The 24,949-nt window shown below is 71.7% G+C and carries 27 protein-coding genes and 1 pseudogene; 8 read left to right on the top strand and 20 right to left on the bottom strand.

Translation table 11 applies throughout. From position 1 onward, the window contains the following. Positions 1–152: 152 nt before the first annotated feature. Complete coding sequence (locus ACPPVO_RS33005; RefSeq protein WP_426502454.1) at positions 153–491, top strand: hypothetical protein; 339 nt, start codon at positions 153–155, stop codon at positions 489–491. Here the strand turns inward: ACPPVO_RS33005 and ACPPVO_RS33000 are convergent. The 5 genes from ACPPVO_RS33000 to ACPPVO_RS32980 all read right to left on the bottom strand — a co-directional run bounded on the left by ACPPVO_RS33000 (position 430) and on the right by ACPPVO_RS32980 (position 3,280). Beyond that, a complete protein-coding gene (locus ACPPVO_RS33000) occupies positions 430–1,059 on the bottom strand; it encodes a DUF2306 domain-containing protein (protein WP_426502453.1) in 630 nt (209 codons plus the stop codon). The two genes, ACPPVO_RS33005 and ACPPVO_RS33000, sit on opposite strands and share 62 nt — an antisense overlap. Then, positions 1,056–1,409 (bottom strand): hypothetical protein, encoded by a 354-nt coding sequence (locus tag ACPPVO_RS32995; protein WP_426502452.1) that lies wholly within the window; start codon positions 1,407–1,409, stop codon positions 1,056–1,058. The genes ACPPVO_RS33000 and ACPPVO_RS32995 overlap by 4 nt, the downstream gene beginning before the upstream one ends. A 10-nt stretch (positions 1,410–1,419) precedes the next feature. Then, positions 1,420–1,752, bottom strand: coding sequence for a hypothetical protein (locus tag ACPPVO_RS32990; RefSeq protein WP_426502451.1), 333 nt, complete (start codon positions 1,750–1,752; stop codon positions 1,420–1,422). Positions 1,753–1,848: 96 nt separating this feature from the next. Further along, positions 1,849–2,622, bottom strand: coding sequence for a phosphotransferase (locus ACPPVO_RS32985; protein ID WP_426502450.1), 774 nt, complete (start codon positions 2,620–2,622; stop codon positions 1,849–1,851). A 46-nt stretch (positions 2,623–2,668) separates the two neighbouring features. Next, positions 2,669–3,280: a TetR/AcrR family transcriptional regulator gene (locus tag ACPPVO_RS32980; RefSeq protein WP_426502449.1), complete on the bottom strand. Its 612-nt coding sequence runs from the start codon at positions 3,278–3,280 to the stop codon at positions 2,669–2,671. Between the two features lie 107 nt (positions 3,281–3,387). Here ACPPVO_RS32980 and ACPPVO_RS32975 point away from each other — a divergent pair, with 107 nt between their 5' ends. Then, positions 3,388–4,368 carry a zinc-binding dehydrogenase gene (locus ACPPVO_RS32975; protein ID WP_426502448.1) on the top strand — a complete coding sequence of 327 codons (981 nt, stop codon included), beginning with the start codon at positions 3,388–3,390 and terminating at the stop codon, positions 4,366–4,368. A 69-nt stretch (positions 4,369–4,437) separates the two neighbouring features. On the opposite strand, the gene ACPPVO_RS32970 is transcribed toward ACPPVO_RS32975, so the two are convergent. Continuing rightward, positions 4,438–6,387 (bottom strand): hypothetical protein, encoded by a 1,950-nt coding sequence (locus ACPPVO_RS32970; RefSeq protein ID WP_426502447.1) that lies wholly within the window; start codon positions 6,385–6,387, stop codon positions 4,438–4,440. Between the two features lie 21 nt (positions 6,388–6,408). Then, positions 6,409–7,311, bottom strand: coding sequence for a DMT family transporter (locus tag ACPPVO_RS32965; protein ID WP_426502446.1), 903 nt, complete (start codon positions 7,309–7,311; stop codon positions 6,409–6,411). A 72-nt stretch (positions 7,312–7,383) separates the two neighbouring features. Here ACPPVO_RS32965 and ACPPVO_RS32960 point away from each other — a divergent pair, with 72 nt between their 5' ends. After that, on the top strand, positions 7,384–8,301 hold the full coding sequence (locus ACPPVO_RS32960; protein ID WP_426502445.1) for a LysR family transcriptional regulator: 918 nt from the start codon (positions 7,384–7,386) through the stop codon (positions 8,299–8,301). Positions 8,302–8,327: 26 nt separating this feature from the next. Here the strand turns inward: ACPPVO_RS32960 and ACPPVO_RS32955 are convergent, their stop codons facing one another. After that, on the bottom strand, positions 8,328–8,501 hold the full coding sequence (locus ACPPVO_RS32955; protein WP_426502444.1) for a helix-turn-helix domain-containing protein: 174 nt from the start codon (positions 8,499–8,501) through the stop codon (positions 8,328–8,330). Continuing rightward, positions 8,498–9,067, bottom strand: a complete 570-nt coding sequence (locus tag ACPPVO_RS32950; protein ID WP_426502443.1) for a cupin domain-containing protein — start codon at positions 9,065–9,067, stop codon at positions 8,498–8,500. The genes ACPPVO_RS32955 and ACPPVO_RS32950 overlap by 4 nt, the downstream gene beginning before the upstream one ends. Before the next feature lie 51 nt (positions 9,068–9,118). Between ACPPVO_RS32950 and ACPPVO_RS32945 the strand changes: the two genes are divergently transcribed. Both ACPPVO_RS32945 and ACPPVO_RS32940 read left to right on the top strand, forming a co-directional pair. Next, on the top strand, positions 9,119–10,228 hold the full coding sequence (locus ACPPVO_RS32945) for an MFS transporter (protein ID WP_426502442.1): 1,110 nt from the start codon (positions 9,119–9,121) through the stop codon (positions 10,226–10,228). A 54-nt stretch (positions 10,229–10,282) separates the two neighbouring features. Continuing rightward, positions 10,283–10,330, top strand: a pseudogene (locus ACPPVO_RS32940) (hypothetical protein); the annotation flags it as partial. On the opposite strand, the gene ACPPVO_RS32935 reads toward ACPPVO_RS32940, so the two are convergent. From ACPPVO_RS32935 to ACPPVO_RS32915, 5 genes are read right to left on the bottom strand one after another with little or no spacing between them, the layout of a single operon-like run. After that, entirely contained in the window at positions 10,329–11,357 is a 1,029-nt protein-coding gene (locus tag ACPPVO_RS32935; RefSeq protein WP_426514739.1) for a LacI family DNA-binding transcriptional regulator, read from the bottom strand. The pseudogene ACPPVO_RS32940 and the gene ACPPVO_RS32935 sit on opposite strands and share 2 nt — an antisense overlap. A 53-nt stretch (positions 11,358–11,410) precedes the next feature. Next, a complete protein-coding gene (locus ACPPVO_RS32930) occupies positions 11,411–12,226 on the bottom strand; it encodes a carbohydrate ABC transporter permease (protein WP_426502441.1) in 816 nt (271 codons plus the stop codon). Continuing rightward, positions 12,223–13,092, bottom strand: coding sequence for a carbohydrate ABC transporter permease (locus ACPPVO_RS32925; protein ID WP_426502440.1), 870 nt, complete (start codon positions 13,090–13,092; stop codon positions 12,223–12,225). Before ACPPVO_RS32925 ends, ACPPVO_RS32930 begins: the two co-directional genes overlap by 4 nt. Continuing rightward, positions 13,092–14,396: an ABC transporter substrate-binding protein gene (locus ACPPVO_RS32920; protein ID WP_426502439.1), complete on the bottom strand. Its 1,305-nt coding sequence runs from the start codon at positions 14,394–14,396 to the stop codon at positions 13,092–13,094. Before ACPPVO_RS32920 ends, ACPPVO_RS32925 begins: the two co-directional genes overlap by 1 nt. Positions 14,397–14,427: 31 nt before the next feature. After that, entirely contained in the window at positions 14,428–15,972 is a 1,545-nt protein-coding gene (locus tag ACPPVO_RS32915; RefSeq protein ID WP_426502438.1) for a cellulase family glycosylhydrolase, read from the bottom strand. 173 nt (positions 15,973–16,145) lie between these two features. Here ACPPVO_RS32915 and ACPPVO_RS32910 point away from each other — a divergent pair, with 173 nt between their 5' ends. Continuing rightward, positions 16,146–16,364, top strand: coding sequence for a hypothetical protein (locus ACPPVO_RS32910; RefSeq protein WP_426502437.1), 219 nt, complete (start codon positions 16,146–16,148; stop codon positions 16,362–16,364). Positions 16,365–16,414: 50 nt separating this feature from the next. Here the strand turns inward: ACPPVO_RS32910 and ACPPVO_RS32905 are convergent, their stop codons facing one another. The 3 genes from ACPPVO_RS32905 to ACPPVO_RS32895 form a co-directional block, all read right to left on the bottom strand. Beyond that, positions 16,415–17,410 (bottom strand): hypothetical protein, encoded by a 996-nt coding sequence (locus tag ACPPVO_RS32905; RefSeq protein ID WP_426502436.1) that lies wholly within the window; start codon positions 17,408–17,410, stop codon positions 16,415–16,417. Further along, positions 17,410–17,970, bottom strand: coding sequence for a sigma-70 family RNA polymerase sigma factor (locus ACPPVO_RS32900; protein ID WP_426502435.1), 561 nt, complete (start codon positions 17,968–17,970; stop codon positions 17,410–17,412). The genes ACPPVO_RS32905 and ACPPVO_RS32900 overlap by 1 nt, the downstream gene beginning before the upstream one ends. A 246-nt stretch (positions 17,971–18,216) precedes the next feature. Beyond that, positions 18,217–18,675, bottom strand: a complete 459-nt coding sequence (locus ACPPVO_RS32895; protein WP_426502434.1) for a hypothetical protein — start codon at positions 18,673–18,675, stop codon at positions 18,217–18,219. Between the two features lie 159 nt (positions 18,676–18,834). Between ACPPVO_RS32895 and ACPPVO_RS32890 the strand changes: the two genes are divergently transcribed. Together ACPPVO_RS32890 and ACPPVO_RS32885 are read left to right on the top strand one after the other, a co-directional pair. Continuing rightward, entirely contained in the window at positions 18,835–19,305 is a 471-nt protein-coding gene (locus tag ACPPVO_RS32890) for a hypothetical protein (protein ID WP_426502433.1), read from the top strand. Beyond that, complete coding sequence (locus tag ACPPVO_RS32885; protein ID WP_426502432.1) at positions 19,302–19,754, top strand: hypothetical protein; 453 nt, start codon at positions 19,302–19,304, stop codon at positions 19,752–19,754. The genes ACPPVO_RS32890 and ACPPVO_RS32885 overlap by 4 nt, the downstream gene beginning before the upstream one ends. A 142-nt stretch (positions 19,755–19,896) precedes the next feature. Here the strand turns inward: ACPPVO_RS32885 and ACPPVO_RS32880 are convergent, their stop codons facing one another. From ACPPVO_RS32880 to ACPPVO_RS32870, 3 genes are all read right to left on the bottom strand, one after another. Then, entirely contained in the window at positions 19,897–22,764 is a 2,868-nt protein-coding gene (locus ACPPVO_RS32880) for an ATP-binding protein (protein ID WP_426502431.1), read from the bottom strand. A 457-nt stretch (positions 22,765–23,221) separates the two neighbouring features. Next, positions 23,222–24,094: a hypothetical protein gene (locus ACPPVO_RS32875; protein ID WP_426502430.1), complete on the bottom strand. Its 873-nt coding sequence runs from the start codon at positions 24,092–24,094 to the stop codon at positions 23,222–23,224. Continuing rightward, positions 24,091–24,882, bottom strand: coding sequence for a MerR family transcriptional regulator (locus ACPPVO_RS32870; RefSeq protein WP_426502429.1), 792 nt, complete (start codon positions 24,880–24,882; stop codon positions 24,091–24,093). Before ACPPVO_RS32870 ends, ACPPVO_RS32875 begins: the two co-directional genes overlap by 4 nt. Positions 24,883–24,949: the final 67 nt, after the last annotated feature.

Raw genomic sequence — 24,949 nt, 5'->3', positions numbered from 1 at the left:
CGGCCCGGCAGTTAGGGTCGCCGGCGAGGTCGCGCTCCCGGCGGCTGCAGGCGGGCGTGGGCACGAGCCTGCCGCACTTCAGCGGCGTCGGCCGGGAGCCGCGCCCGGAGCAGGCCGAGGTGTGACTCGCCCCGGGCGCCCCGCAGTCCATTGTGGACGCCCTGACGGCCGGCGGCCTGACCGCCACCGGCGAGCGCACCGTCGCCGCCGAGTGGGCGGTGCTGAGCCGCTCCGGCGGAGCGCTCGGCATGCGCTTCTCGCTGCTGGCCGGCGTCGCCGCGATCCTGCTGGGCGCGGCCGGTCTCGCCGTCACCGTGCTCGGCGCGAGCCGGGCCGACCTCGTCGCCCTGCGCCGCCAGGGCGTCCCCGCGCGCGTGACCCGGCGCGTGGAGCCCGTCGCGACGCTGGCGCTCGTGGCCGTCGCGCTCGTCACGGGGGCGGCGGCAGCGGCGGTGGCGTGGTATGCGATCGGCCGGTACGTCGGACAATGAACAGCTCCACGAGCGCCAGATTGACGATCCAGCCGAGCGTCTGACCGATCGGGATCAGCTCGGGCACGCGGGCCGGGTCGGCGCCGCCGAACGGGATCTGGACCAGCAGCAGCACCGGCACGAGGACCCGCGCGGTGACGGCCAGGAACGTCAGCGCGTAGTTGCGCAGCATCCAGGCCCGGTGGGCGGCGAAGTCGCGCCTTCGCGCCGCCCGGTACGCGAGGCCGCCGGTGACGAGCCACAGCACGGCCGCGCTGATCAGCCCGACCTGCGTCAGGAGGCGGCCCGACCACAGCGCGACGGGGACGGTCGCGACCGCCGCGGGCAGCACCCCGGCGAGCAGGTACACGCGTCCGAGCGTCCGATGCGTCGTGCGGCCTCGCGTCAGGAACTGCAACGGGCCGAGCACCAGCGCGACCGCGGCGGTGAAGATGTGCGTCACCAGCACCGCGTACCGCAGGCCGCCGGGGACCTCGATGCGGCTGTCGCCGGGGTCCAGGCCCAGGTACGGGTAGCTGAGCCCGAGCGCGAAACCGACCGCGACGACGATCAGCAGCGCTCGCCTCACCGGTCCCGCCGGGCGGCGACCATCGCGGCGACGCCTGTGACCGCGGCGAAGAGCAGGCCGAGCGCCATCACCGAGGTACCGACGACGGTTCCTGGGTTGTCCGACGTGAGGTTCGGCGTCATCTGGCCGGCCGCCCACCCGCCGAAGACGATCCAGAGCGAGATCAGCACCGCGAAGATCGGGGCCCACCAGCGCCGGGCCAGCACGGCGGTCAGGGTGCCGCACACCGCGATGAAGGCGATGCCCGGCGGGAACCCGCCGAACTTGACCGGGTCGGCGATCCACTGCACGACGAGCCCGGCGATGCCGACCGCCAGCCCGGCCAGGGCGAGTTTCGTCTTCGTGTTCACGCGCTCCTCCTCACGACGGCGGCCGTCCCGAAGAGGATCGCGGCCGCGAAACCGAGCATCTGCAGCCAGCCCGCGAAGAAGCCGACGGAGGGCGGGCCGGTGAGCCGGCCGACGAACTCCGCGCTGGCGAGCCCGCCGGGAGGAAGAGCGCGGACATCGCCACGGCGAGCAGGGGCGCGAACCGCCACCGCACGGTGGCCACGACCACGGCGACGCCGAGGTAGATGAGGGGCCCGGGCCCGTCGTACCCGGCGAAGAGACTCCGCGAGGCGACGATCTCCGGCCCGGCGTCGCCGACCGCCGCCAGCACGAGCGCGACACAGGTCGCGGACTTGTTGGTCATGCCCCGATCATTCGCGGCGCGGCATCGATCGGCGTCCCCCGCACAGCGGCCCGCGCGTACGCAAACCTGCGTACGCGAGCTACGCCGGTCGCGCGGTCAGCGCCGCCAGAAGGTGTCCGGCAGGGACTCGACGTCGGTCGCGGAACGTTCGAGGAGCTCGGCGATGGGCAGCAGGGCGATCGACGCCGGGTCGCCGGCGTCGGCCATGCGGCGGATCACGCCGGCCTGGCGCCGGGCCCGCTGCGGTACCACGGTCGCGAAGACGCCCCGGTCGCCGTCGTAGCCGTACGCGTCGAGGAGCAGGTGCAGGCGCCGGGACCGTTCGCGCCGGTCGTCGTCGCTCAGCGGCGTGCGGTCGTGCGGCGACGCGAGCGGTATCCAGGTCAGCGCCGAGAACGCCAGGTCGAACTCCCGTGTGGACGGACCGGCGATGTCCCAGTCGCAGAAGCCGACCAGCCGGTCGCCGTCGACCACCGCGTTGTGCGGAGCCGCGTCCTGGTGCCCGACGACCAGCCCGGGGGCCATCGCGCCGCCGATGAACCAGTGCTCGTCGTCCGGCGGGGTGAAGCCGGCGGTCAGGTCGTGCACCCGGCGCAGCCACTGGCCGACCTGGGTCAGCATCGCGTCGGCCGACGCCCACGCGGGCCGGGGAACGCGGCCGCCGAGCGTCTCTCCCGGCAGGTAGGTGAGCATTTCGCGGCCCTGGTCGTCGAGGCCGAGCGCGCGGGGCGCCGCGTCGAAGCCGGCCCGCTCGAGGTGCCGCAGCAGGGCGTGCACCGTCGCCGTCCACGGGGCGGCCGGCTTGCGGATGGTGCCGTCGATCAGGACGGCGCCGGTGGTGTTGCCGCCGGGCAGGGCCTCTTCGCGCATCCGCCGTGTGTACCAGGCCTCGACCGCGCCGCGACACCGGTTTTGTTCAGGCCGCTGCCGTCAGCGTGTCCCATGCGGCCATCGCGCACGTGACGACCGTTTCCAGCTCGGCCCGCGTGGCGCCGTCGCGGGCCTGGATCGAGAGGCCCTGCACGACCGTGGTGTAGTAGCGGGCCAGGGCGTCGAGGCCGGCGGGCGGCGCGTCGAGGTCGCCGTCGGTCACGCCCCGGGCGAGGCGGTCCCTGATGGTGGTGTGCATGTCGCGCCGGCGGTCGGCCAGGAACTCCCGCACCGCGTGGTTCTCCACGGCGCCGGTCGGCGCGGCGAGGATCAGCATGCAGTAGTGCGGGGTGTCCGGACCGGTGATCTGGTCGGCGGTGGCGCGCAGCATGGCGTGGACCGCGGCGCGGGCGGTCGGCTGTTCGCGCAGCGCGCGCCGGGGCGGCTCGCCCGCGGTCCGGCCGTACAACATCATGACCTTGCGGAAGAGGTCCTCCTTGCTGCCGAAGCAGGCGTAGATGCTGGCCGAGGCGATGCCCATGGCCTGGGCCAGGTCGTGCAGCGAGGTGCCTTCGTAGCCGCGCTCCCAGAAGACGTCCAGCGCCTGGCGCAGGGCGGTGTCCGGGTCGAAGGTGCGCGGTCTGCCGCGACTGGCCATCGGTGCGTCTCCGTACTTTGTTTGTCGATCGACCAAGTTTAGCTTGACCCGGCGCCGAAGGGCCATGCACCATTTGTTGGTCGTTCGATAAACAACGAGGAGCTCCCATGCGCGCGCTGCAGCAGACGTCCCTGAACGGCCCGCAGGACCTGCGGCTGATCGGCGACGCCCCCGTGCCGAGCCCGGGCCCGGGGGAGGTCCTGGTCCGGGTCACCGCGGCCGGGGTCAACTTCGTCGACCTCTCGCAGGCCCGGGGCACGTTCGCCGGCGGACCGCGGCCGCCGTACGTGGCCGGCATCGAGGCCGCCGGTGAGGTCGTCGCCGCCGGCGAGGGGGTGACCGGCCTCGAGCCCGGCGCCCACGTCATCGGCGTCGCCATCGCCGGCGGCGCCTTCGCCGAGTACCTGGTGCTGCCGGCGGCCGCCGCGGTACCCGTGCCGGCGGGCTGGGCCGACCACGAGGCGCTGGGCCTGGTCGTGAACTGGCCGACCGCGCTGGCCGCCCTCAAGCCGCTCGGCGGCGTCGAGGCGGGCCAGACCGTGCTGATCCACGCCGCGGCCGGCGCGACCGGCCAGGCCGCGGTGACGATGGCCAAGCACTACGGGGCGACGGTGATCGCCGCGGCCGCGCCGGGCAAGCACGAGGCGGTACGCGCCCTCGGCGCCGACCACGTCATCGACTCCCACGGCCCCGACCTCGCCGCCGACGTCCTGCGCCTGACCGGCGGCGCGGGCGCCGACCTGGTGCTGGAGTCGGCGGGCGGCGCCATGCTCGCGGCGAGCCTGGCCGCGGCGAGGCGGGTCACCGGCCGGGTCGTCGTCTACGGCCTGGCCGGCGGGGAGGCCACGGTCAGCAACTGGGACCTCGTGTACAAGCACCAGGTCCACGTCATCGGCCTGAACATCGGCATCCTGATCCAGGCCGCACCGCAGGTCTTCGGCGCGGTCATGGGGGAGATGGCCGGGCTGCTCGCGGCCGGGGTCCTCGGGCCGGCGCAGCCCACCCTGCACGACCTGGCGGAGGGGCCGAAGGTGCTCGCGGAGCTGGAGGCGCGGGCCACCGTGGGCAAGCTCGCCCTGCGGCCCTGAGCGGCGGGGCGGTTCGACCTGTCCGCCTGGCGTGACGGCCGGACGTGGACCGTACCGTGCCGCGGGCGGTCAGGCGATCCAGTACGAGTACAGGTCGGCGCCGTCCACGGTGAAGCGGAACCTGACCTGCTGGCCGGCCAGGCTCGCCAGCGACACGCCGCTCGCCCAGGTGGCCGTGGCGTCCAGCTGGTCGCCGGTGACGGGGTTGGACGTCGCGACCACGGTGCCGGACGCGTTCAGTACCTCGACCTTCACGCTGCCGCCGGTGAACACGTCGGTGTTCAGGTGCAGCGTGCTGCCCGTGTACGTGACCGGCCTCGTCGTCACGGTGCCCGGCTCGTCGCCCGCGTTGCGCAGCGACACGAAGCCGTCGCGGCGCCAGGTGGCCAGGCCGATGCGCGCCGACTGGCCCGGGCCGCCGCCGTGGTCGACGTTGAAGCCGCCGTAGTACACCGAGACCGTGCTCGCGGTGGTCTGCAGGGTGCTCGACGTGAAGATCATCGAGTCGTCCCAGGCGCCCTGGTCGCCCAGGGGCAGGACCGGGTCGCGGGCCGGGCGGGACCAGCGCAGCAGGTCCTGGTCGCGGGAGGTGGCGAGCTGGGGCACGATCGGGCCGCCGCCGGCCCCGTTGGCCCCGGCGTCGGTGATGGTGAACATCCACGGCAGCGCCAGGTACACGCCCTCGTACGGGTACACCGGCATGCCGTACACCTGGGCCTCGAGGCCGCCGGCCCCGCGCGCCGCCTCGTCGTCGCGGTAGTCGCCCTCGACGGCCAGGCGCGGCGCGGTCCACGTCACGAAGTCGGTGCTGGTGGACACGAACGCCATGCGGTCGTTCGTGCCCGGCGACGCGGAGATGTCGACGGTGCGCTGCTTGGTGGTGGCGATGAACCGGCCCTGCGGGGCGTCGTAGACCACATTTGACACATCCCCGTACGGCAGGACCGGGGTGGTGCCGTACTGCGTCCACGCGATGCCGTCCGGCGAGAAGAACGCGTAGTAGCCCAGCGTCGCGTGGGTGGCGTCGGCGGCGATGAAGGTGAGCATCTTGTACCGCCGGTTGGCGTCCGTCGCCGCCGGGTCGTACACGACGGTGCCGCCCTTGTCGCCGACGATGTTGTTCGCGGTCGAGCCTTCGAAGGTGTACCGGCCCAGGTTCGGCTTGGTCCAGGTGACGCCGTCGGTGCTCGTGGCGTAGCACAGCAGGTACGCCAGCGTCGCGTTGTAGCACGTGTACCACATCTTGTACGCCGCGCCGGGGCTGCCGGTGACGACCGAGCCGTAGATGTAGTCGCTGGTCTCCCACGGCTTGTCCGGCACGATGACCGGGGCGCCGCGCTTCACCGCCGGGTGCACCTTGCGCCCGACGTCGACGGCCGACTCGATGCGGTAGTCGTCGGTGAACAGCTCGCGCGTCGGGCCCAGCGCCGCGGTGTAGGCCGGCGCGGCGGCGACCAGCGAGGCCTGGTCGACATAGGTGACCCCGCTGACGCTGGTACCGCTGTAGATGAGCACGGCCGCGTGGACCGTGCCCGCCGGCGCGCTCAGCGTCAGCGACTTCTCCTGCCAGGCGGTACTGAAGGCGGGGGTTGTGCTGCTGACGCCGATCCGGGCGCCGGTGGCGTCGTAGAACTCGAGGTAGAGCGACGCCTCGGTGCCGGAGGTGCCCTTGAACCACGCCTTCGCGGTGTAGCTCACGCCCGCGTAGGCGGTCACGTAGTGCCGGACGTAGATGTTGTCGGCCGCGGTGGCGTCGGTGACCCGCAGCGCCTCCCAGCCGTCGTGGCGGTTGGCCTCGGTGCTGATGAGGACGGCGTCGTTGGCGCCGGTCTTCGTCATCGTCCAGCCGACCGGGTGCTGATCCTGGTCGCCGACGTCGAAGGAGGAGTTGGCGAGCAGGTTGCCGTCGACCGCCACCGCCGGGTCGGGCAGCGGTCCGCCGGCGGCCGGGGAGCTGCCCAGCGGTACCAGGGCCAGCGCGGTCAGGCCGGCCGCACTGATTGCGATGGTGCGTTGCACACGTCGGAGCATGCCAACACCTCACGTGAAACTTCGTTCCATGTCAATACTTCGATGAGCCGGGCGCAGCTGCAGCACGACGACCGACGACAGGACCAGCAGCCCGCCGGCGAGTTGGACCGGGGTGAGGAGCTCGCCGAGGGTCAGGGCGGCCAGCGCCGTGGTGACCACCGGCTCGAAGGTCGACAGGATCGCGGCCGCCGACGGGCCGGTGCGCCGCAGGCCCGCGAAGAACGTCAGCATCGCCGCCACCGTGGAGACCACGGCGATGCAGGCCAGCCAGAACCAGCCCCGCGGCCCGAAGCGCAGGTCCACGCCGCCGGTCAGCAGGGCGCGGGCGCCGAAGGAGCCGGCCGCGCCGGTCATCACCAGCGTCGACAGGACCACCGGGGGCAGGCGGTCCACGACGGTGTCGGACACGAGGATGTACCCCGTGTAGACGACCGCGGAGCCGAAGCCCAGCAGCGCCCCGAGCGGGTGGAAGCTCCCGCCGCCCGCGCCGAGCAGGACCAGCAGCGTCCCGGCCGACGCGGCCACGAGGGCGGCGCCGCGCGCGGGGGTGAGGCGGTCCCGGCCCAGCAGTACCGCGGCCACGGTGACCAGGATCGGGTACGTGTACAGGATCAGCGACAGCAGCGTGGCGTCCATCATCCGCAGGGCCGAGAAGAACAGGCCGGCCTGGGTGGCGTACCCGACGGCGCCCAGCCCGACGGCGACGAGCAGCACCCGGCGGCCCCGTGCGCCCGGGCCCGTCCGGCGCAGGTCCGGCCGCGCCAGCAGGATCAGGCCCATCAGCGCGGCGGCCAGGGTGAAGCGCACCAGCAGCAGCGCGCCGGGGGAGACGCCGGCGTCGTAGGCGAGCTTGCCGAAGATGGCCAGGGCGCCGAAGCACGCCGCGGAGACGAGGCACAGCAGTGATCCCATCCGTCGAGGGTCGGCGACCGGAGTCATCAGGTCCAGCGATGATTCGTGGAGCTGATTCGTTAGGATTTCCGCATGACCGCACTGGACCTGCGGCGGCTGCGCTTCCTGCGGGAGTTCGAGGAGCGGGGCACGCTGGCCGCGGTCGCCGCCGCGCTCGGCTACAGCCCCTCCACCGTGTCCCAGCAACTGGCGCTGCTGGAGAAGGAGGCCGGGGCGCGGCTGTTCGACAAGGCCGGGCGCGGGGTGCGGCTGACCGACGCCGGGCGGCTCCTGGCCCAGCACGCGCGGGTGCTGCTCGCGGCGGCCGAGGCCGCCGAGGCCGACCTGGCCGCGCTCGCCGGTGACATCCGCGGGACCGTCCGCGCCGGTGGCCTGCAGTCGGCGGCCCGGCGCCTGCTGGTGCCGGCGGTGGCGACGATGATGGCCGAGCACCCGCGGGTCCGGGTCGAGGTCTTCGAGCTCGAGCTCGAGCAGTCCCTGCCCGGGCTGCGGCTGGGCTCGGTCGACCTGGTCATCGGCGACGAGTACGACGGCCATCCCCGGCCCCGTCCGGCGGGGCTGCGCTTCACGACGCTGCTCGAGGAGCCGCTCAAGCTCGTCCTGCCGGCCGCCCATCCGCTGGCCCGGCCGGGCGGGCCCGTCGCGGTGGCCGCCCTGCGCTCCGACATCTGGGCCGTGTCCGCCGAGGGCACCGGGCACCACGCCATGGTCGTCGGGACCTGCCGGTCGCTCGGCGGCTACGAGCCGGACCTGCGCCACCGCTCGAACGACGCCGACGTCCAGCTCGAGCTGGTGCGGGCCGGGGCCGCCGTCGCCCTGATGCCGCCGCTGGCCCTGCCCGGCGCCGACCCCGCGCTGGCCGTCCGGGACATCGCCGAGGCCACGCTCCGCCGCCGCCTGGTCGCCGTGACCCGGGACGGCCCGCTTGCGCCCGCGTTGATCGCCTTTCTCGACGCGGTGGAGAGGACCCGCGACACGGACATGATGTAGACCCGGGACGGTTGTCCGCCCTCGGCTCAGCGCAGGTGCGTGCCCGGGGTGTGCCCGAAGGCGCGGCGGAACACGTCGATGAACGCGCTCGCCGACGACCAGCCGCACCGGTGGGCCACCACGGTCACCGGGGTGTGCTCGGCGAGCAGCACCAGCGCGTGGTACAGCCGCAGCTGGGTCCGCCACTGCGGGAACGTCATGCCGAGGTCCGCCTGGAACAGCCGCGTCGGGTCCGCCCGCTCGCCCCCGCCGCGGCGCCGAGCGCGGCCAGGGTCCGGTCGTCGGCCGGGTCGGCCCGCAGCATCGCGCACACCGCCCGCAGCCGCGGATCGGAGGGTGCCGGCAGGTGTACCGGCTGCTGCGGGGCGGCGCGCAGCCGGTCCAGCAGCACGGCCCGCAGCCGGCGGCGCGGCGCCGACTCGTCGTGCGGCGGCCGGGTGTACTCGACGATGAGCTCCCGCAGCAGCGGCCCGACGGCGAGCACGGTGGGCTCGCGCAGCCGCAGTGGGTTCGTGGCCGCGGGCAGCCCGAGCAGGTGCAGCTCGAGCTCGCCGTGCGCGTGATGGGCGTGCACGGTGCCGGCGGGAACCCAGATGGCCCGCGTCGCCGGCGCGATCCACGACCCGCGGTCGGTCGTGATCGCGAGCGTGCCCCGCGCCGCGTACACGATCTGGTGGTCGTCGTGACGGTGCGCGGTGATCCCGGTCCCGCGGGCGAGCGTCTGCACCCGCGTAGGCGCCGTGGCGACGTGGCGGATTTTCGTCATTGATTGGCATTCTATCGGAAGCGGGACAGCGCTCCGGGCCGCGAGCATGGCATGGTGATCAGATTGTCCGTCGGGCACGCGAGCGTCGACATCTACCAGGGCATGGTGGCCGCCCTCGTACCGTTCTTCGTGGCCGAGCGCGGCTACGGCTACGCGGCCGCCTCCGGCATCGTGCTCGCCGCGTCGCTGCTGTCCTCCGTGGCCCAGCCGGCGTTCGGCGCGCTGACCGACCGGTGGGCGCTGCCGTGGCTGCTCCCGCTCAGCACCGTCCTCGCCGGCCTGGGCATCGCCGTCAGCGGCGTCGGCGACTCGTACGCGCTGACCCTCGCGGCCGTGGCGGTGTCCGGCCTCGGCGTCGCCGCGTACCACCCCGAGGCGGCGCGGGTCGCCCGGATCGCCAGCGCCGGAAGGCACACCGGGATGGGCTGGTTCTCCCTGGGCGGCAACCTCGGCTTCGCGGCCGCCCCGCTGCTCGTCGCCGCGGTCATCGGCGCCGGCGGCCTGCGCTGGTCGCCGCTGCTGCTCCTGCCCGCCCTCGCCGGCGCGGCCCTGTGCCGCCGCCCGCCCACCGGGAAGAGCGCTTTTGCCGCCGCGGCCCCGCTTCCCGACGACAGGGCCGCGTTCGGGCGGCTGTCCCTGGTCGTGGTCCTGCGCTCGGTCGTGTTCGTCGGGCTCAGCGCGTTCGTCGCCCTGTACGCCCCGCAGCGCACCGCGGGCGGCGTCTGGGCGGGCGGCGTCGCACTGTTCCTGCTGTACCTCGGCGGCGCGGTCGGCACCGTGCTGGGCAGCCGCCTGGCGGAGCGGTTCGGCCGGGTCGCGGTGCTGCGCTGGTCGTACCTGACGGCGGCGGTCGCGGTGGCGGGGGTCGTGCTGGTGCCGGGCCCGGCGTTCTTCGCGTTCGTGGCGCTGGCGTCGGCCGGGCTGTACGTGCCGTTCTCGCTGCAGATCACCCTCGCCCAGGACTACCTGCCGTCGCGCGTCGGCACGGCGAGCGGGGTCACCCTCGGCCTGGCGGTCAGCGTCGGCGGGGTCGTGAGCCCGCTGATCGGTACCGTCGCGGACCACACGTCGCTGCAGACGGCCCTCGCCCCGCTGATCGTGCTGCCGGCCGCGGGCTGGCTGGTCGCCCGCACCCTGCGCGAGCCGCCCCGGCCGGCGTGAGCAACGGTATCGCAGATAGACGTCCGATTCCCGCAAGCCCGCCGCCCCCGGGGCGTGCGCTCGGCCCGCGGGTGGACGGCGGCGCCGGTACGCCACGGGGTCAGCGTGGTCCGCTCGGGGGTCCGCCACGCCCTGGGTCTGGTCCTCCACGACGCCGAGTGAGGCGCGGGGCGGCCGCGGTGCTGCCGCGGACCATGAGCGTCGCCGCCGGCTCCTGCAGGGAGGTCGCGCGGCCCCCGTCGATGAGCTCCAGCAGCGCCCGGGCGGTGTGCGCGCCGTACGCCTGGATGTCCCACGACAGGGCGGTCAGCCCCGGGTGCACCAGCACGCACAGCTGGGAGTCGTCACCGGCCACGATGGACAGTTCACCGGGGACCGCGACCCCCATCTCCTGGGCGACGTTGAGTGCCGCCACGGCCATCAGGTCGTTGTCGAAGATGACGGCGGTCGGCCGGTCCCGCCGCGACAGCAGCGCCCGGGTCGCGCGGGCGCCCTCCTCCCACGTGTAGTCGGTCTCGACGATGTCCGGGCCCGGCAGCCCGTGCGCGGCCATGGCCCGGTTGAACGCCTCGATGCGCAGCTGGGTGTGGTTGAGCACCGGCAGCCCGGCGACCCGGGCGATGCGCCGGTGCCCGAGCGCCACGAGGTAGTCCACGGCCGCCACGACCGCGGCCTCGTCGTCGGTCCACACCGCGGGCAGGCCGGTGCCGGCGCGGTCGCGGCCGGCCAGGATCGCGGGCACGCGCAGCTCCTCGATCACCGGGATCCGGTCGTCCTGCGCCCACAGGTCGGTGACCACCATGCCGTCGACGCGCCGCTCGGCCCACCACAGGCGCATCGCCTCGATGGCGGTGCGGTGGTCCTCGACGATCTGCAGCAGCAGCCCGATCCGCTGCGCCGACAGCTCCCGCTCCAGCCCGGCGATGAACCGCATGAAGAACGGCTCGACGCCCAGCGTGTCCGCGGACCGGGCGATGATCAGCCCGACGCTGTGCGCGCGGGAGCCCGACAGCGACCGCGCCGCGACGCTGGGCCGCCAGCCGAGGTCGTTGGCGATGTCGATGATGCGCTGGCGCGTCTCCGGCGACACGCCCGGGCGGCCGTTGAGCGCGTACGACACCGCGCCTATCGAAACCCCGGCGCGGGCCGCGATCGACGCGATCGTCGGCCGCCGCGGCGCCGTCACTTCGTCGCCCCCGCGGTGAAACCGTTGTAGATGAAACGCTGCAGCAACAGGAACACCACCAGGGTCGGCAGGATGACGAGCACCGCCCCCGCACAGATGATCTCCCAGTGTGCCCCGTACGGGCCCTTGAACCGGAACAGCGAGGTCGAGATGACCGCGAGGTCGGGCGAGGGCATGTACAGGAACGGCACGTAGAAGTCGTTGTAGATGACCACGCCCTTGACGATGACGACCGTGGCGATCGCGGGCTTGAGCAGGGGCAGGATCACCGAGCGGTAGATGCGCCACGAGGAGGCGCCGTCCAGGCGGGCGGCCTCGTCAAGCGACACCGGGATGCCGCGGATGAACTGCACGAAGATGATGATCGACACGATGTCGGTGCCGGTGTACAGCGCGATCGGCGCCCACCGCGTGTTGAACATCCCGAAGCTGTTCACCACCTGGAACGTCGCCACCTGGGTCGTGACCCCGGGCACGAGCGCGGCGAGCAGGAACAGGGCCACGACCAGGCGGCGCAGGCGGAACCGGAACCGGTCGATCGCGTACGCGGCCATGGAGCCGATGAACACCGTCCCCGCGACCGACACCACGAGGATGACGACGGTGTTCAGCAGCGCCGGCAGCATCTGGCCCTGGGTGAACGCGAACCGGTAGTTGTGCAGGTTCAGCCAGTCGTGCGGCAGGTCCAGCGGGCCGGTCGAGGCGGCCTCCCGCTCGGTCTTGAACGACGTGGTGAACACGACCGCCAGCGGCAGCAGCGTCACCACGGCGGCGAGCACGAGCGAGAGGTACTTCGCGATACGAGCCGTCATACCAGGTCCGCGCCCTCGTCGGGGACCAGGCGCCGCTGCACCCAGGAGACCAGCAGCACGATCGCCAGCAGCACGATCGCCGCGGCCGAGGCCAGCCCGACCTTGTTGAACTGGAAGGCGAGCTTCACCGTCTGGATGACGAACGTGGTGCTGCCGTTGGCGCCCGCCGTCATGATGTACGGGATCTCGAACACCGACAGCGAGCCGGAGACGACGAGGATCGCGCTCAGCCCGATCACCGGCCGGATGCCGGGCACGATCAGGTGCCGGACCTGCCGCCAGCGGCTCGCCCCGTCCAGCTCCGCGGCCTCGTAGATCTCGCCCGGAATGGACTGGATCGCGCCCAGGAACAGGACGAAGTTCAGTCCGAGGTACCGCCACAAAGAAACGCCGGCGAGCGACCAGTTCACGAGGTCCGGGTCGCCGAGCCACAGGTGCTGCCCGTGCACGCCGAACAGGCGCAGCACGGAGTCGAGGGTGCCGCCGGGCTGGAAGAAGTACAGGAACACGAAGCCGATGGCGACGCCGTTGATGAGGTACGGGAAGAACAGCACACCCTTGAAGAAGGCCCGGAACCGCACATTGAAGCTCAGCACGGTCGCGAAGTACAGCGCCAGCACCATCTGCACCGCGCCGGAGGCGAGGTAGAACAGGCTGACGAAGAACACCTGGAACAGGTCCGGCCGGGTGAACAGCTCGGCGTAGTTGTCCGGCCCGACGAACGGCATCTCCGGGCTGAACCCGTCCCATTTGGTCAGGCTGTACCAGACGAGGTTCGCCACCGGCGCATACGTGAACGTCAGCAGGAAGGCCAGCGGCACGAGCAGGAACAGCCACGGCGTCGCCTTGGTCGTGAGCCGCCGCATCAATGCATCGCCGCCGCCCACTTCTTGTTGAGCTCGGCGAAGTAGGCGTCCAGGCCGCCCCCGGCCGCGCCCCGCGCGAGGTCGACGATGTGCTGGCGGTAGTCGGGCTTGCTGAGGCCGATCTCCGACTCGTTGTCGATCTTCGACACCAGCGCGTTCTTGTCCTGGCTCAGCTCGACGAACTGCACCCCGGCGCCCTGGTACGCCTGCAGCGTCGCCGGCAGCGCCCCGGACCTGAGCGTCGGCAGGAGGCTCTGGTCCTGCGCGTACGTGCTCTTGTCCACGAACCAGTCCAGCCAGGCCCGCGCCGCCTCCTTGTGCTTGGAGTGGATGCTCACGCCCTGCAGGTAGTCGGGGGAGTCCAGCGCGCAGTAGTGCCCGCCCGGCTGGGCCGGCCACGGCATGAAGCCGATGTTCGCCGGGTCGGTGCCCGCGAGCTTCGCCGCCTGCTGCATCTGCGAGATCGCCCACGAGGCCAGCATCAGCGTGCCGGTCTTGCCGGTGGCGATCTGGCTCTTCGCGGCGTCCCAGGCGGTCGTGGTCGGGTCGGTCTCGACCAGCCCGTCGTGCACCACGTCGTAGAGCAGCCGGTCGATCTGGGCCATCTCCTTGCCCGCCGCCCACGGCGCGGGGTCGGTCGCGAGGTTGTCGTTGGCCTTCGTGTCGCAGCTGCCCGAGCCGAGGTAGCTCTGCCAGGCCGTCATCGGCCAGCCCTCGTGGTAGATCGTGTACAGCGGGGTCGCGCCCGTCTTCGTCTTGATCGCGCGCAGGTCGGCGCGGAACTCGTCGAACGTCTTCGGCCACGCGGTGATCCCGGCCTGCTGCCAGACCGCCTTGTTGTACACGATGCCTGTCGCGTTGCCGTTGATGGCGACGCCGTACACCTGGCCGTCGACGGTGCCCTTGTCGACGAAGCGGTACTTCTGGGCGAGCTCGCCCTGCCCGCCGAGCGGCGCGAAGAACTTCGGGTAGTCCGGCACCGGCACCGCCGCCGGGATCATCAGCACGTCGCCGTAGTTGTCGCTGTTCATCCGGATCTTGACGGCGCCCTCGTAGTCGCTTATCGCCTCGAACTTGACGTGCACGTTCGGGTACGTCTTGTTGAACTCGGCCGCGTACCGGTCCAGGGTGCCGTCGCCGGCCAGGTCGGTCTTGTGGGTCAGCACCGTGATGTCGCCGCTGACCTTGGCCGGGTCGGCCGGAGCCGCGGCCGACCCGCCGGTGTCGCCGTGCCCGCCGTTGCAGCCGGCCGCGCCCAGCAGCACCGCCACGGCCGCCAGCAGCGCCGCTGAGCGCTTGCGCATGTGTCTCTCCTTCTCGCGTTCTCGAGCCGGACTACGGGTTCTGGGTCAGCAGGTGGGCCTTGTAGCCCTCGCCGAACGTCGCCGTCGGCGTGCCGTTCCAGTCGGTGATGAGCACGTTGCCGGCGCTGCCGCACACGCCCCACGGGTTCCACGTCCACGCCAGGTACCCGACGCCGTGCGCGTCGGCCCACGTCATCACCTGGTCGATGTAGTCGTGGGCGCAGGTGTTCTGGCCGATCTCGGTCGCCACCAGCGGGACCTGCGCGGCGACCGGGGCGATCTGGCTGTCCCAGCAGGCCGCGGTCACGCAGGCGTTGAAGTTGTACGTGTGCCACGACGCCGCGAGGTTGCCCGTCGGGTCCGTCGGCTTGTACTGCAGCCACTGGGTCATGTCGTTGGTCCACGTCAGCCCGGCGGTGAAGATGACGTTCGTCGCGCCGGTGGCCCGGACCGCGTTCACCAGGCTCTGCATGCCGGCCACCTGGTACCCGATCCCGGTGCAGGTGCCGCCGTCGCGCAGGCAGGTCCACGCCTCGGTCGCGTCGGTCCAGTTGTTCGCGGCGTCCGGGTACGGCTCGTTGAACAGGTCGAACACGACCGCGTTGTTGCCCTTGAACGCCGTGGCCACCTGGGTCCAGAACGTGGGCGCGTACTGCGCGTCGGGCATCGGCTTCTGGCAGGTCGCCTTGACGTCCGAGCAGCCCGCCCCGGCCCCGGAGTACTGCCCGTAGTTCCAGTGCATCTCCACGATCGGCGTGATGCCGCTGCCGACCAGGAGGTTCACGTAGTCCTTGACCGCCTGCTGGTACGCGGCGCCACTGGTGCCGGCCGCGGGCACGTCGGCGGTACCGAGCCAGCACTCCTCATTGAGCGGGACGCGCACCACATGGACGTTCCAGGTCTTCATCGCGTCGATCGACGCCTGGTCCGCGGGCCCGTCCCACATGCCGTTGCCCTGGATGCAGGCGAACTCGCCGCTGGACCGGTTCACGCCCAGCAGCCGGTACGGCGTCCCGGCCGCGGTCACGAGCTTGTTGCCGGACACGTGCAGGGCCGGGGCCTTGCCGCCGGTACCGCCACCGGACTGGCTCGGGCCGGGGCTGCTCGGCTTCGGGCTGCTCGGCCCGGAGCTCGTGGGCGTGCCGGTGCAGGCGACGCCGTTCAGGGCGAAGTTCGTCGGCTGCGGGAACGGGGTGGCCTGGGCACCGGTCCACGAGCCCTGCAGCCCGACGGACGTGTTGGTGGCACCGGTGCCGATCGAGCCGTTCCAGCCGACATCGGTGGCGGTGATGGCGGTGGTACCCGTAAATCCGGCGTTCCAGCCACCCCCACGGGTCTGCCCGGCCGGCAGCGTGAAGGTCAGGGTCCAGTGGCTGATCGGGTCGCCGAGGTTCTTGATGGCCAGGCCGGTGGTGAACCCGCCCGCCGTCGGCGACGACTGCCACGTGCTGAGATTCTGGTACGTGACCGAGCAGCCGGCGCTGGCGGCCGTAGCGGGCAGCGTCACGACGGCGACCCCGGCCACGGCGAGCGCGCCGACCGCGCCCATAGCCAGCGCGGCTCTTCGTTGCTTCATGCGGTCTCCTCGTTGGTGACGTCGATGGATGACGCACCCGGGAACATGAAGAACTTAAAGGTTTAAGTCAAGACGATCGATGCCCTGAAGGCCGTGATGTTCGAGCGGGGCTGAAACTTTCGCGGCCCGTTGATTAAGCTCTTAAGTCCGTGGATCGCTGGTACCGTCCGGCCATGGCCCGACGACCGTTACTCACAGCGGCGGCGTACACCGCCGCGACCGTGGTTGTGCTGCTGCTCGGGATGGCCTTGGTGTCCTTCCGGCACACCACGCTCCTCCAGGGCGGCGGAAAGACCGCGGTCCTACTCGCCGGCGCGGCACTCCTGGTGCTCGGAGCGGGACGCCTGGTCTTCAAGGCCCTCCGGGGCATGATCCGGCCCCGCGACCACTGAATGCCGCTCAGGCGGCCTGACACACGCGGTGCAACGTTGTGGTCACGGCACTAGCCAGGCAGCGGCGTCCAGGTCGAGCGGTCGATGCACGAGCCGAACCGGACCTCGCGCACCATCCGTTCCAGCATCGTCCGGGTCACCGTGCGACTGTCCGAGGTGCGCAGCTTGAGGGTGCACCCCGGCTGGTACTGCACGATCAACGCGGCCCCGTCGGGCTCGACGACCCCGTCGGAGTTCGCCTTGGTGACATACCAGGTGTCGTACCCGCCGATCGGCACAGGCGCCCCGAACAGCGAGCCGTACTGGACGTTGACCCCGATCTCGCTGGAAACGTTGAGCAAGGTCCGATGGTCGGCGTCCTGGAAGTTCAGCACGGTGTACGCGTCGAGCGGCTTGGAGATCACCGACGACGCACGCAGGCCGTCAGGCACGAAGCCGAGCCGGAACGGTACCTTCACGTCGTACGGCGGCCCGATCCGCACCGCCACGGCCGCCTTGGCCAGGCGGTCCTGCGGGGCCGAGCCGTACGCGATGATCCACGCGCCCGTCGGGTCGCGCCGGGCGACGCCCGCAGCCGCGTTGCCGACCGAGTCCTGAGGTGTAAACCTCCGCAGGGCGAAGCCGGTCGCCGAGTTGCCGAGGTCGATCCGTCGCGCACCCGCCAAAGTGCTGGGATCGTAGCTGTCACCCGGATCGTGGACCTCCGCCAGCACGTCGCCGCCGAGGACCAGGTGCTGCACGTCGCCGGATGCGTCGTAGCCCTGCAGCTCGAATCCGCTGTCCGGCGTCACAACTGCCGTGAGCTGCGACGGGCCCCGGTTGTACGGCGCTCCGGGGGCGATCACCGGCCGTGTGAACTGCCCCACGGCGAGCGTCGCCATCACTGCAACCGCCAGCGCACCAGCCACCACGCCCACCCGGCGGCGCCGCCGCAACCGCACCGCACCGGCCCTGACGTCGTCGAGCAGGCCGGCTCCATCGGATGCCAGGCCCGCGTGCTCCTCAAGGCTCTCCCGCAACACATCAATACTGTTCATCCCGGTCATCACTGCCGCCTTTCGGTCGCGAAGCTGGAGTCGGCCGGCTCGATCCGCAAAGCCGCCAAGGCACGCGTCGCGTTGCTGCGCACAGTGGCCGGGCGGCAGCTGAGCACATCTCCGATCTCGGCGTCGGAGAGCCCCTCGTAGAAGCGCAACACCAGCGTCGCGCGCTGCTGGGGCGGCAGGCCGGCCAGCCGTTGCCACATCGCCTCGCGGGCCGACGCGTCAGTGGCGAAGTCGCGCTGGGCCGGCGCCGCCGGCCCGTCGAGCGCATCGAACGTCAGCGGCACCGTCACCACCCGGCGACGGCGGCGCTGCGACAAGAACTCGTTGGTCAGCATCGCCCGCACGTAGGCATACGGCTCGTCCAGCACACCGATGCGCCGCCACCGGACCAGGGCACTGGTGAGCACGTCCTGCACCAGGTCACGAGCCGATTCTCGCTCACCGCACAGCAGCGTCGCGTAACGCAGCAACGCCGGCAACCGGGCCTGCGCGAAGTCCTCGAACCTCATAAGCCTCCTTCCGTCGGGAGAGAAACGCAGAAGGCAACCGATTTGCTGCATCGAGCCGGAAAATAGCGCGTCGTCGAGGACAGACCTCGACCCGAGCGCTCCCCGCTCGCCCCGCTCGTCACGCCGTTGTGCACCCCGGGGCGGAAACGGTTCCAGGTACGCGCTGAACGCCTCGCCGGTGCAGCCCCAGATCGTGGCGGTGTGTCCGGCCGGGTCGCGGTAGTACGCATCGAACGGACGCCCGACGCCACAAGTGCCTCACCCCGAGGTACATGCCGGGCCGCCCACGCGTGGACCTCACCTCACGTTGATACGCGAGAACCGGGGAAACCGGGAGCCGTCGAGTGCGGCTCCGATGACCCGCTGGGCGATGCCGGCGTCCACCACGACACAGGCCACCTCCATCGCTCCCGATCCGATGCTGCCGCCGTCGCAGTGGCCGAGCCCGGTCCAGCCGAGCACCTCATCCAGGTGGGCCATGATGGCGTTGCGCAGGTCGAGGTCGTCCGCATTGCCCCAGCGGCCGTCCAGGTCGTACTGCACCTCCATCCAGACGGCCTGCCCGGAGCCGAACTCCGCGAACCCCTGAGCGCGGGCGTCGGCGAGCACGCACTCCAGCCCGTCGCGGCGGTGGTGCGTCCGGGTCTCGCCCAGCTCGCCGACAACACCCCAATGCTCGGTGATCTGTCCACCGTCCGACCAGGCCTCGTGGTACCGAAGAAGCCCGCCCGAATCCCGCCGATACAGCTTGATCATGCGGCCACCGTACTGACCACGCGCGCCCCTCAGAAGGCCCGGTGACGCGGAGCTCCGACGACGAAGCGTGACGAGCTGCTCTGGGCGCGCTGGCTGGTGATGGCGCGCGGAGGACGAGGTGGCAGGGGGGCCGCGTGTACACACCGGTACCCTCGCCGGGTGACCTCCAACGACGACCCAGCCGACGGGCAAGCCCGATTCCACCAGCTCAGCGCCGCCGTGCGGGAGAGCCGGCCCGAAGACGACCCGGCGCTGCTCGCAGCTCTGCTCGCCGAGCCCGACCGGCTCATGGCAGAGTCGGTGCTGACGTCCCTTGTGGACACCAGGGCCGAAGGGCTGGCCTCGCCGGCGTCGTTCGCCGAGTGGGCGAAGCCGGTGCTGGACGCGGTGGGCACCGACGGATTCATCGCCCGCCGCGTGCAGGAGTGGTCCCTGTTCAAGGCGCTGCAGTCCGGCGAGCCGATCGATCGCGAGGCGCTGGCGGCCGCGTCCAACTGGCTCCAGCGCAAAGTGGTCGAGGAGGTCGATTCGGCCACGGTACTGGGGGTGCTGGGCGAGACCGGCCGCACGAAGCGGGTCCGCAACCTCGCGAAGACCCGCGCCGGGCGCCTGCGATCCCCGGGCCGGTGAACGGCAGACCCCGCGGCCCGGAGCGCCGGCCGGTCACGCCGGAGAGGCGGGTCGCGATCGGGGAGGCGATACTGCGGATCGAGGAGCTCGTCGACCGCGGTGACGACGCCACCGCTGCGATCGAGAAGCTGAACGAGATGACCGGCCACAGCTTCGGGCTCGACGACTTCCACCACCACTGCGGAGCGCCCGACCGTGAGCAGCTAATCGAGTGGGCGTGCGCGCCGCGACCAGTCCGACTGCCCGACGTCACCCGAGACGAGCTGGTCGAGATCGTGCGTCGCATCCTCGCCGACCCGACCGACGACTGGTACATCGAGGCGTTCGAGCGCAACACCGTGATGCCCGGCGCGAGCGGACTCATCTTCCACCCGCCGCCCGAGCTGCGGGACGCGACGGCGCAGGAGATCGTCGACGCCGCGCTGGCGTACCGCCCGATCGCGCTGTGACGCGGTACGAGCTTGAACGGCATGTCCGCGAGCCGGGGCGCCGAGGTCTGAGCCTTCCGCGCACGTCCTGGGCGGCGAAGTTACTCCCCTCAACGGTGATGTACCTGCCACCAGGAACGAGGACTCGGCGGCTTCGAACGCGTTACGGCACGGGGCCGTAGGGGCGGAGACGCCGAGCCGTGTCCTCCACGCCTGCCGGGGATCGAGCGAGCGCGTGTCCGCGGGGGGTGGCGGCGGGCGGGTAGCCACCGATCTGGTACTGCCCGACGCCTAGCGTGTGCAGGGCGTTGGCCTGGCCGAGCTGGCAGCCGAGCTGTCGGTAGAGGTCGACGGCCCGCCCAGCGCTGATGGTCGCGGCCCTGTGGTCGCCGATCAGGTTCAGCACGATGCCGAGGATGTGCAGGGCGTTGGCCTGGCCGAGCCGGCAGCCGAGCTGTCGGTAGAGGTCGAGGGCCTGCCCAGCGCTGATGGTCGCGGCCTTGAAATCGCCGGCCATGCACTGCGCGCGGCCGAGGATCTGCAGGGCGTTGGCCTGGCCGTACCGGTTGCCGAGCTGGCGGGACAGGACAAGGGCCTGCGCGGCGCTGGTGGTCGCCGCCGGGTAGTCGCCGGACAGGTACTGCACACGGCCGAGGATGTGCAGGGCGTTGGCCTGGCCGAGCGGGCAGCCGAGGTGCCGATAGAGGTCAAGGGCCAGCCCGGCGCTGGTGGCGGCCCCCGCCAGGTCGCCGGTCATGCACCGCACGATGCCGAGGGTGCTCAGGGCGTGAGCCTGGCCGAGCTGGTCGCCGAGCAGTCGGTACAGGTCGAGGACCTGCCGGGCGGTGATGGCCGCGGCGGCGTAGTGGCCGCTCTGGTGCTGCACAACGCCCAGGGTGTTCAGGGCGTTGGCCTGACCGCTCAGGTCGCCGAGCTGCCGGTACAGGTCGAGGGCCTGCCCGAGGGTGGTGGTCGCGGCCGGGTAGTCGTCGGTCAGGCGCTGCGCGTCGGCGAGGTTGGTCAGGGTGAGGGCCTGGCCGGGATGATCGTCGGCATCTCGCGCGCCCGCCAGGGCCGCATGGTGCAGGTTCAGGGCCAGCGTCCACGGGCCCTGGATGCGCAGGTGGTCGTGCAGCGCGGCAGGGATTCCGACGGCGGCCGGGGTACGGCGCCGGGCGGCGGCCCAACCCGCCACGGCAACCAGGTTGGACTGCTCCGCGTTGAGCCAGTCGGTGGCCTGTTGACGACTGGCCAGGGCGGGGGTCTCGACGGGCACCCAGCTGGTCTGGTGGACGGCGGGCGGGGTGCGATGGGTCTGCATCCGAGCGGCGGCGGTGACGGTGTGCAGGTAGAAGCCGAGCAGCCGGTCCAGGGCGGCGTCCTGCTCGGCGGGGGTGTCGGTGGCGGCCATGGTACGGGCGTGTTCAGCGATCAGATCGTGGAAGCGGAAGCGTCCCCGGTGCGGTTCGGTGATCAGGCTGTGTTCGAGCAGGTCCTCCAGCCCGCGGCTGGTCGCGGCGAGGCTGGCGTCGTCCAGGGCCGCCGCAGCGTAGGCGTCCAGGTCCGGACCGGTGTGCAGGCCCAGCCGGCGAAACAGCCGCTGCCGGTCGGCGGGCAGGTCACGGTAGGACAGGTCGAAGGCGGCCGCCACCGCAAGGTCCCCGCTGGCCAGTCCGGCCAGCCGGTCGCGGGTCCGGTCCAGGTCGTCGGCCAGGTCGGCGACGGTCCAGGTGGGGTGGGTGTGCAGGCGGGCTACGGTCAGGACGATCGCCAGGGGCAGGTTCCCACACAGCCGGATGATCCGCTCGACGCTGACTGGGCCGACTCGGTCGGCGCGCACCCCGGCGGTCGCGGCTCGGGACAGGAACAGCTCGGCGGCGGATCCCGGGGGCAGGATGTCCAGCGACACGAAGGCAGCGTCGGGCAGTACGGTCAGCTTCCGGCGGCTGGTGACCAGGACGAGGCAGCCGGGTGCGCCGGGCAGCAGCGGGGCCACGTGGGCGGCGCCGGCGGCGTCGTCGAGCACCAGCAGCGCGCGTTTGTGGGCCATCCGGTCGCGCCACAGGGCGGCCCGGGCATCCATATCGGCGGGGATCTGCGCCGCGGCGACCCCGTCGGCCTGCAACAGCGCCGCCAACGCCGCGGCTGGATCGACCCGGGCATGCCCTGGCTTGTGGGCCTGCAGATCCACGAACAACCGCCCGTCCGGAAACCGGGCGGCCAGGCGATGGGCGGCATGCACCGCGAAGGCGGTCTTTCCCACCCCGGCCATGCCATCTACGGCATGGATCGCTACCGTCCGCGCCCGCTGTTCGGTGGCTCCGTCGCCGACCGCGACGAGCAGGCGCTCAAGCTCGTCCTGGCGACCCACGAAGTCGGCCACGTCGGCGGGCAGCGTCTGCGCAGCCCGCAGCGGAGTCGGGTCTGCCACCGCCGAGTCCCGCTGCGTACGGGCACCCGGAACCCACAGCCAGGCGTCCTCGTCGACTTCCTTCTCGCGCACGCGTATCCGACGGAACTGGTCGCGGTCCAGTGCACTGCGCCCGCTGGCCACCCAGTCGCGATGCACCACATGCGACAGCACGACCACCAGCGCAGCGTCCGGTTCATCCGCCAGCGCCTGCCTGGCAGCTGACGAGTTCACCAGGCGACTGGCTCCCACCACGGCCCTCCCGACGAACCCGTTCGCGCCCTGCCGAACCGGACCCTCGTCAATCGCCATCCGCAACCGAAGCCGTCCACCACGACCAGCCTGAAGACTCTGTCGATGCAACAGTGCGGCCAGTTCGAAACAGAACTCGCCGACCACCCGCTGCGGCGCCTCGCCAGCGGGAATCAACGCGAGTTCCTCGTCCCCGCCCGTCTGGCGCTGCCATCGACGCCTGTCGACGTCGGCGCGGACCGCGGCGGTGTCCAGCAGCTGCACCAATACCCGCTGGATCTCGCCTTGCGCGATATCGTCGCGGGCGCCGTAGCCCTGCACGTCAACCGCCAGGCACAGGTAACGGCGAAACATGGCATCGATGCTCATCGACTCTCGTCCCATTTGTCGGCGCCGATCGGTTGCGGCGCCATCGTAGGCAGCCCCGACCGCCACACAACAGGCGTCCAGATCCGGAATAGACCGTACGAATATGCGGAGTTCGTCGATGATCGTCCATGGATAAAGATCTTCGAGGGGTTCGGCTTGATCGGCATCCGGGACGGAGCGTGTCGTGACATTGTCCGATGTATTGATCCCGGAGCGGGCCGACGACCCCATCCGCCCTTGCCCAGTGCTGGAATTGCTCCGGCGTCCAGCCGCGCCGACGGACGAGCCAGTCGAGGGCCCCGAACGTCGGCGACGAACCGCCGTCCAGCGGCGCCCCGTAGCTGGTCGACCTGACGCACGGATCGCGGGCAGATCCGTGCACTCGGTTTTGGCACGGTCTATCTTCGTGCCCGCGATTCGCAGTATTGCCGTGTCGCTGCGGATCGGCTGACTCCGTTCATGGAACGTTCTGCAGCGCGGGGACGCGGGCGCGGAGGGCGGCGACGGAGGTGGCGGCGTCAGCGGCGTAGAAGCGGAAGACGCGGGCACGGGCACGCTTGCCCAGCGGGCGCGTGAAGGTCACCGGCCGGGTGAGTTCCACCGACACGGTTGTCTGGCCGCCTTGGGAGAGGTCGACGCATCCGTCATCGTCAACCGCCCCCTTTTTGCCGCGCGCGATTCGGCGTTCGACCCGGACGGCGGCGATGTCCTGCGCCGGGATCCGGATGTCCAGAAGGGCGCCGGAGCGCAGCCGCAGAGAGCCGTCCGCTCCGATGACGTGGGGGCGGACCACCGAAGAGGCGAATAGGCCAAAAAAGAAGAGTACGCCCCATACGTCGAGGGCGAGCGTGATGTACCGGACGAGCGGCCAGGGGATGAGCAAGGCGAGAACCACCGTCTCGATGACGCAGACGCCGACGAGGATGAGTAGCAGGCCAGCGCCGCCGGAGGCGTACCGGACCGCGATGTCACCCTCTCGCACGCCGTGCCGCCAGCGGCCCGTCAGCAACCGCAGAATGCTGGTGTAGAGACGGAACTCGTGGATCATCAGCCTGAGCCCTGGAACTGACACCACGTCGGCGGCGATCGTGTAGAGAGCGGCCCCCCTGGCCAGGCCACCGCGCCGGTAGCGCAGGTAGGTCGTGGCCATCCTCGCCACCAGAAATATGAGGGGGACAGTCATCGCCAGTTCCAGAGCCAGGCGGACCGTGGAACCGACGTGGACTCCGGCCGTGGCGCACAGCGCCAGCAGCAGCACGCCGGCCACCCTGGCCCCGATCGACCACCACACCGCCTTGCGCAGGGTACGGCTTGCGGTGCGGTCCGTCATGACTTCCTCATCAGGTCGATGGCGCGACGGATCGCGGCGGCCTGGGCCGGGGCGAAGTCTGCGTAGAACGCAGCGGCAAAACCCTCGGCCGTGTCCTCAAGCTCCCCTTCGGGGAACGGGATCGCCTTCCGGACCGTCTCCGGGATAGCCGCGACCAGGGCCAGGGCGGTTTCCTCGATCCGGTGATCGTCTGCCGGCAGCTCGGCCAGCCCATCCAGGCGGGCGTAGACCGCGTAGGCCTGTTCGGCTGCCTCAGGATCTGAATCGAGTACCCGAGCAAGCTCACGGAGCCAGCCGGCGCCGCGGGCCAAGGGCGCGGTTTCCAAGAGAGCCAGGATCTCGCGGTCCTTGGCTGCCATCGCCGGTTCCGGCCCCGGCTTTCCCGCGCCGACGTCGGCCAAGCGGTCGAACAGCGCAGCCAGTCCGGCAGAGACGGGTGCCTGCCCGAAGTCCCTGCCTCCGGCCTCGGCCTGTCGCAGCAGCGGAGCCAGCCGGACCCGGCGCCGGCGGATGTCCTCTTCCTGACGGGCGAGGTCGCTATCGAGCTCACGCAGGATCTCCGCCAAATCTCGTCCGGCGTCATCGGCCAGCGCGTCGCCCACCTCGTCCAGGCTCAAACCCAGCTCGGTCAGGCGCCGTACCCGGGCAAGCTCGACGGCGTCCCGCAGCGAGTACTCGCGGTACCCGTTCGCTCTACGCTCGGGCTCAGCCAGCAGACCGATCCGGTGATAATGCCGGATCGCCCGGGTGCTGATGCCGACCAGTCCGGCGAGTTCTCCGATCCTCACCCCTCAAGGGAACACCATGACGCCGCGACAAGGTCAAACCGCTTGCCACGTCAGCGTGGTGCGCTCG

It is taken from the genome of Dactylosporangium sp. McL0621, from assembly GCF_049995355.1.
Taxonomy (GTDB): Bacteria; Actinomycetota; Actinomycetes; order Mycobacteriales; family Micromonosporaceae; genus Dactylosporangium.
Note: the sequence above shows the minus strand (reverse complement) of the source record. Positions and strands in the feature narration are given on the sequence as shown.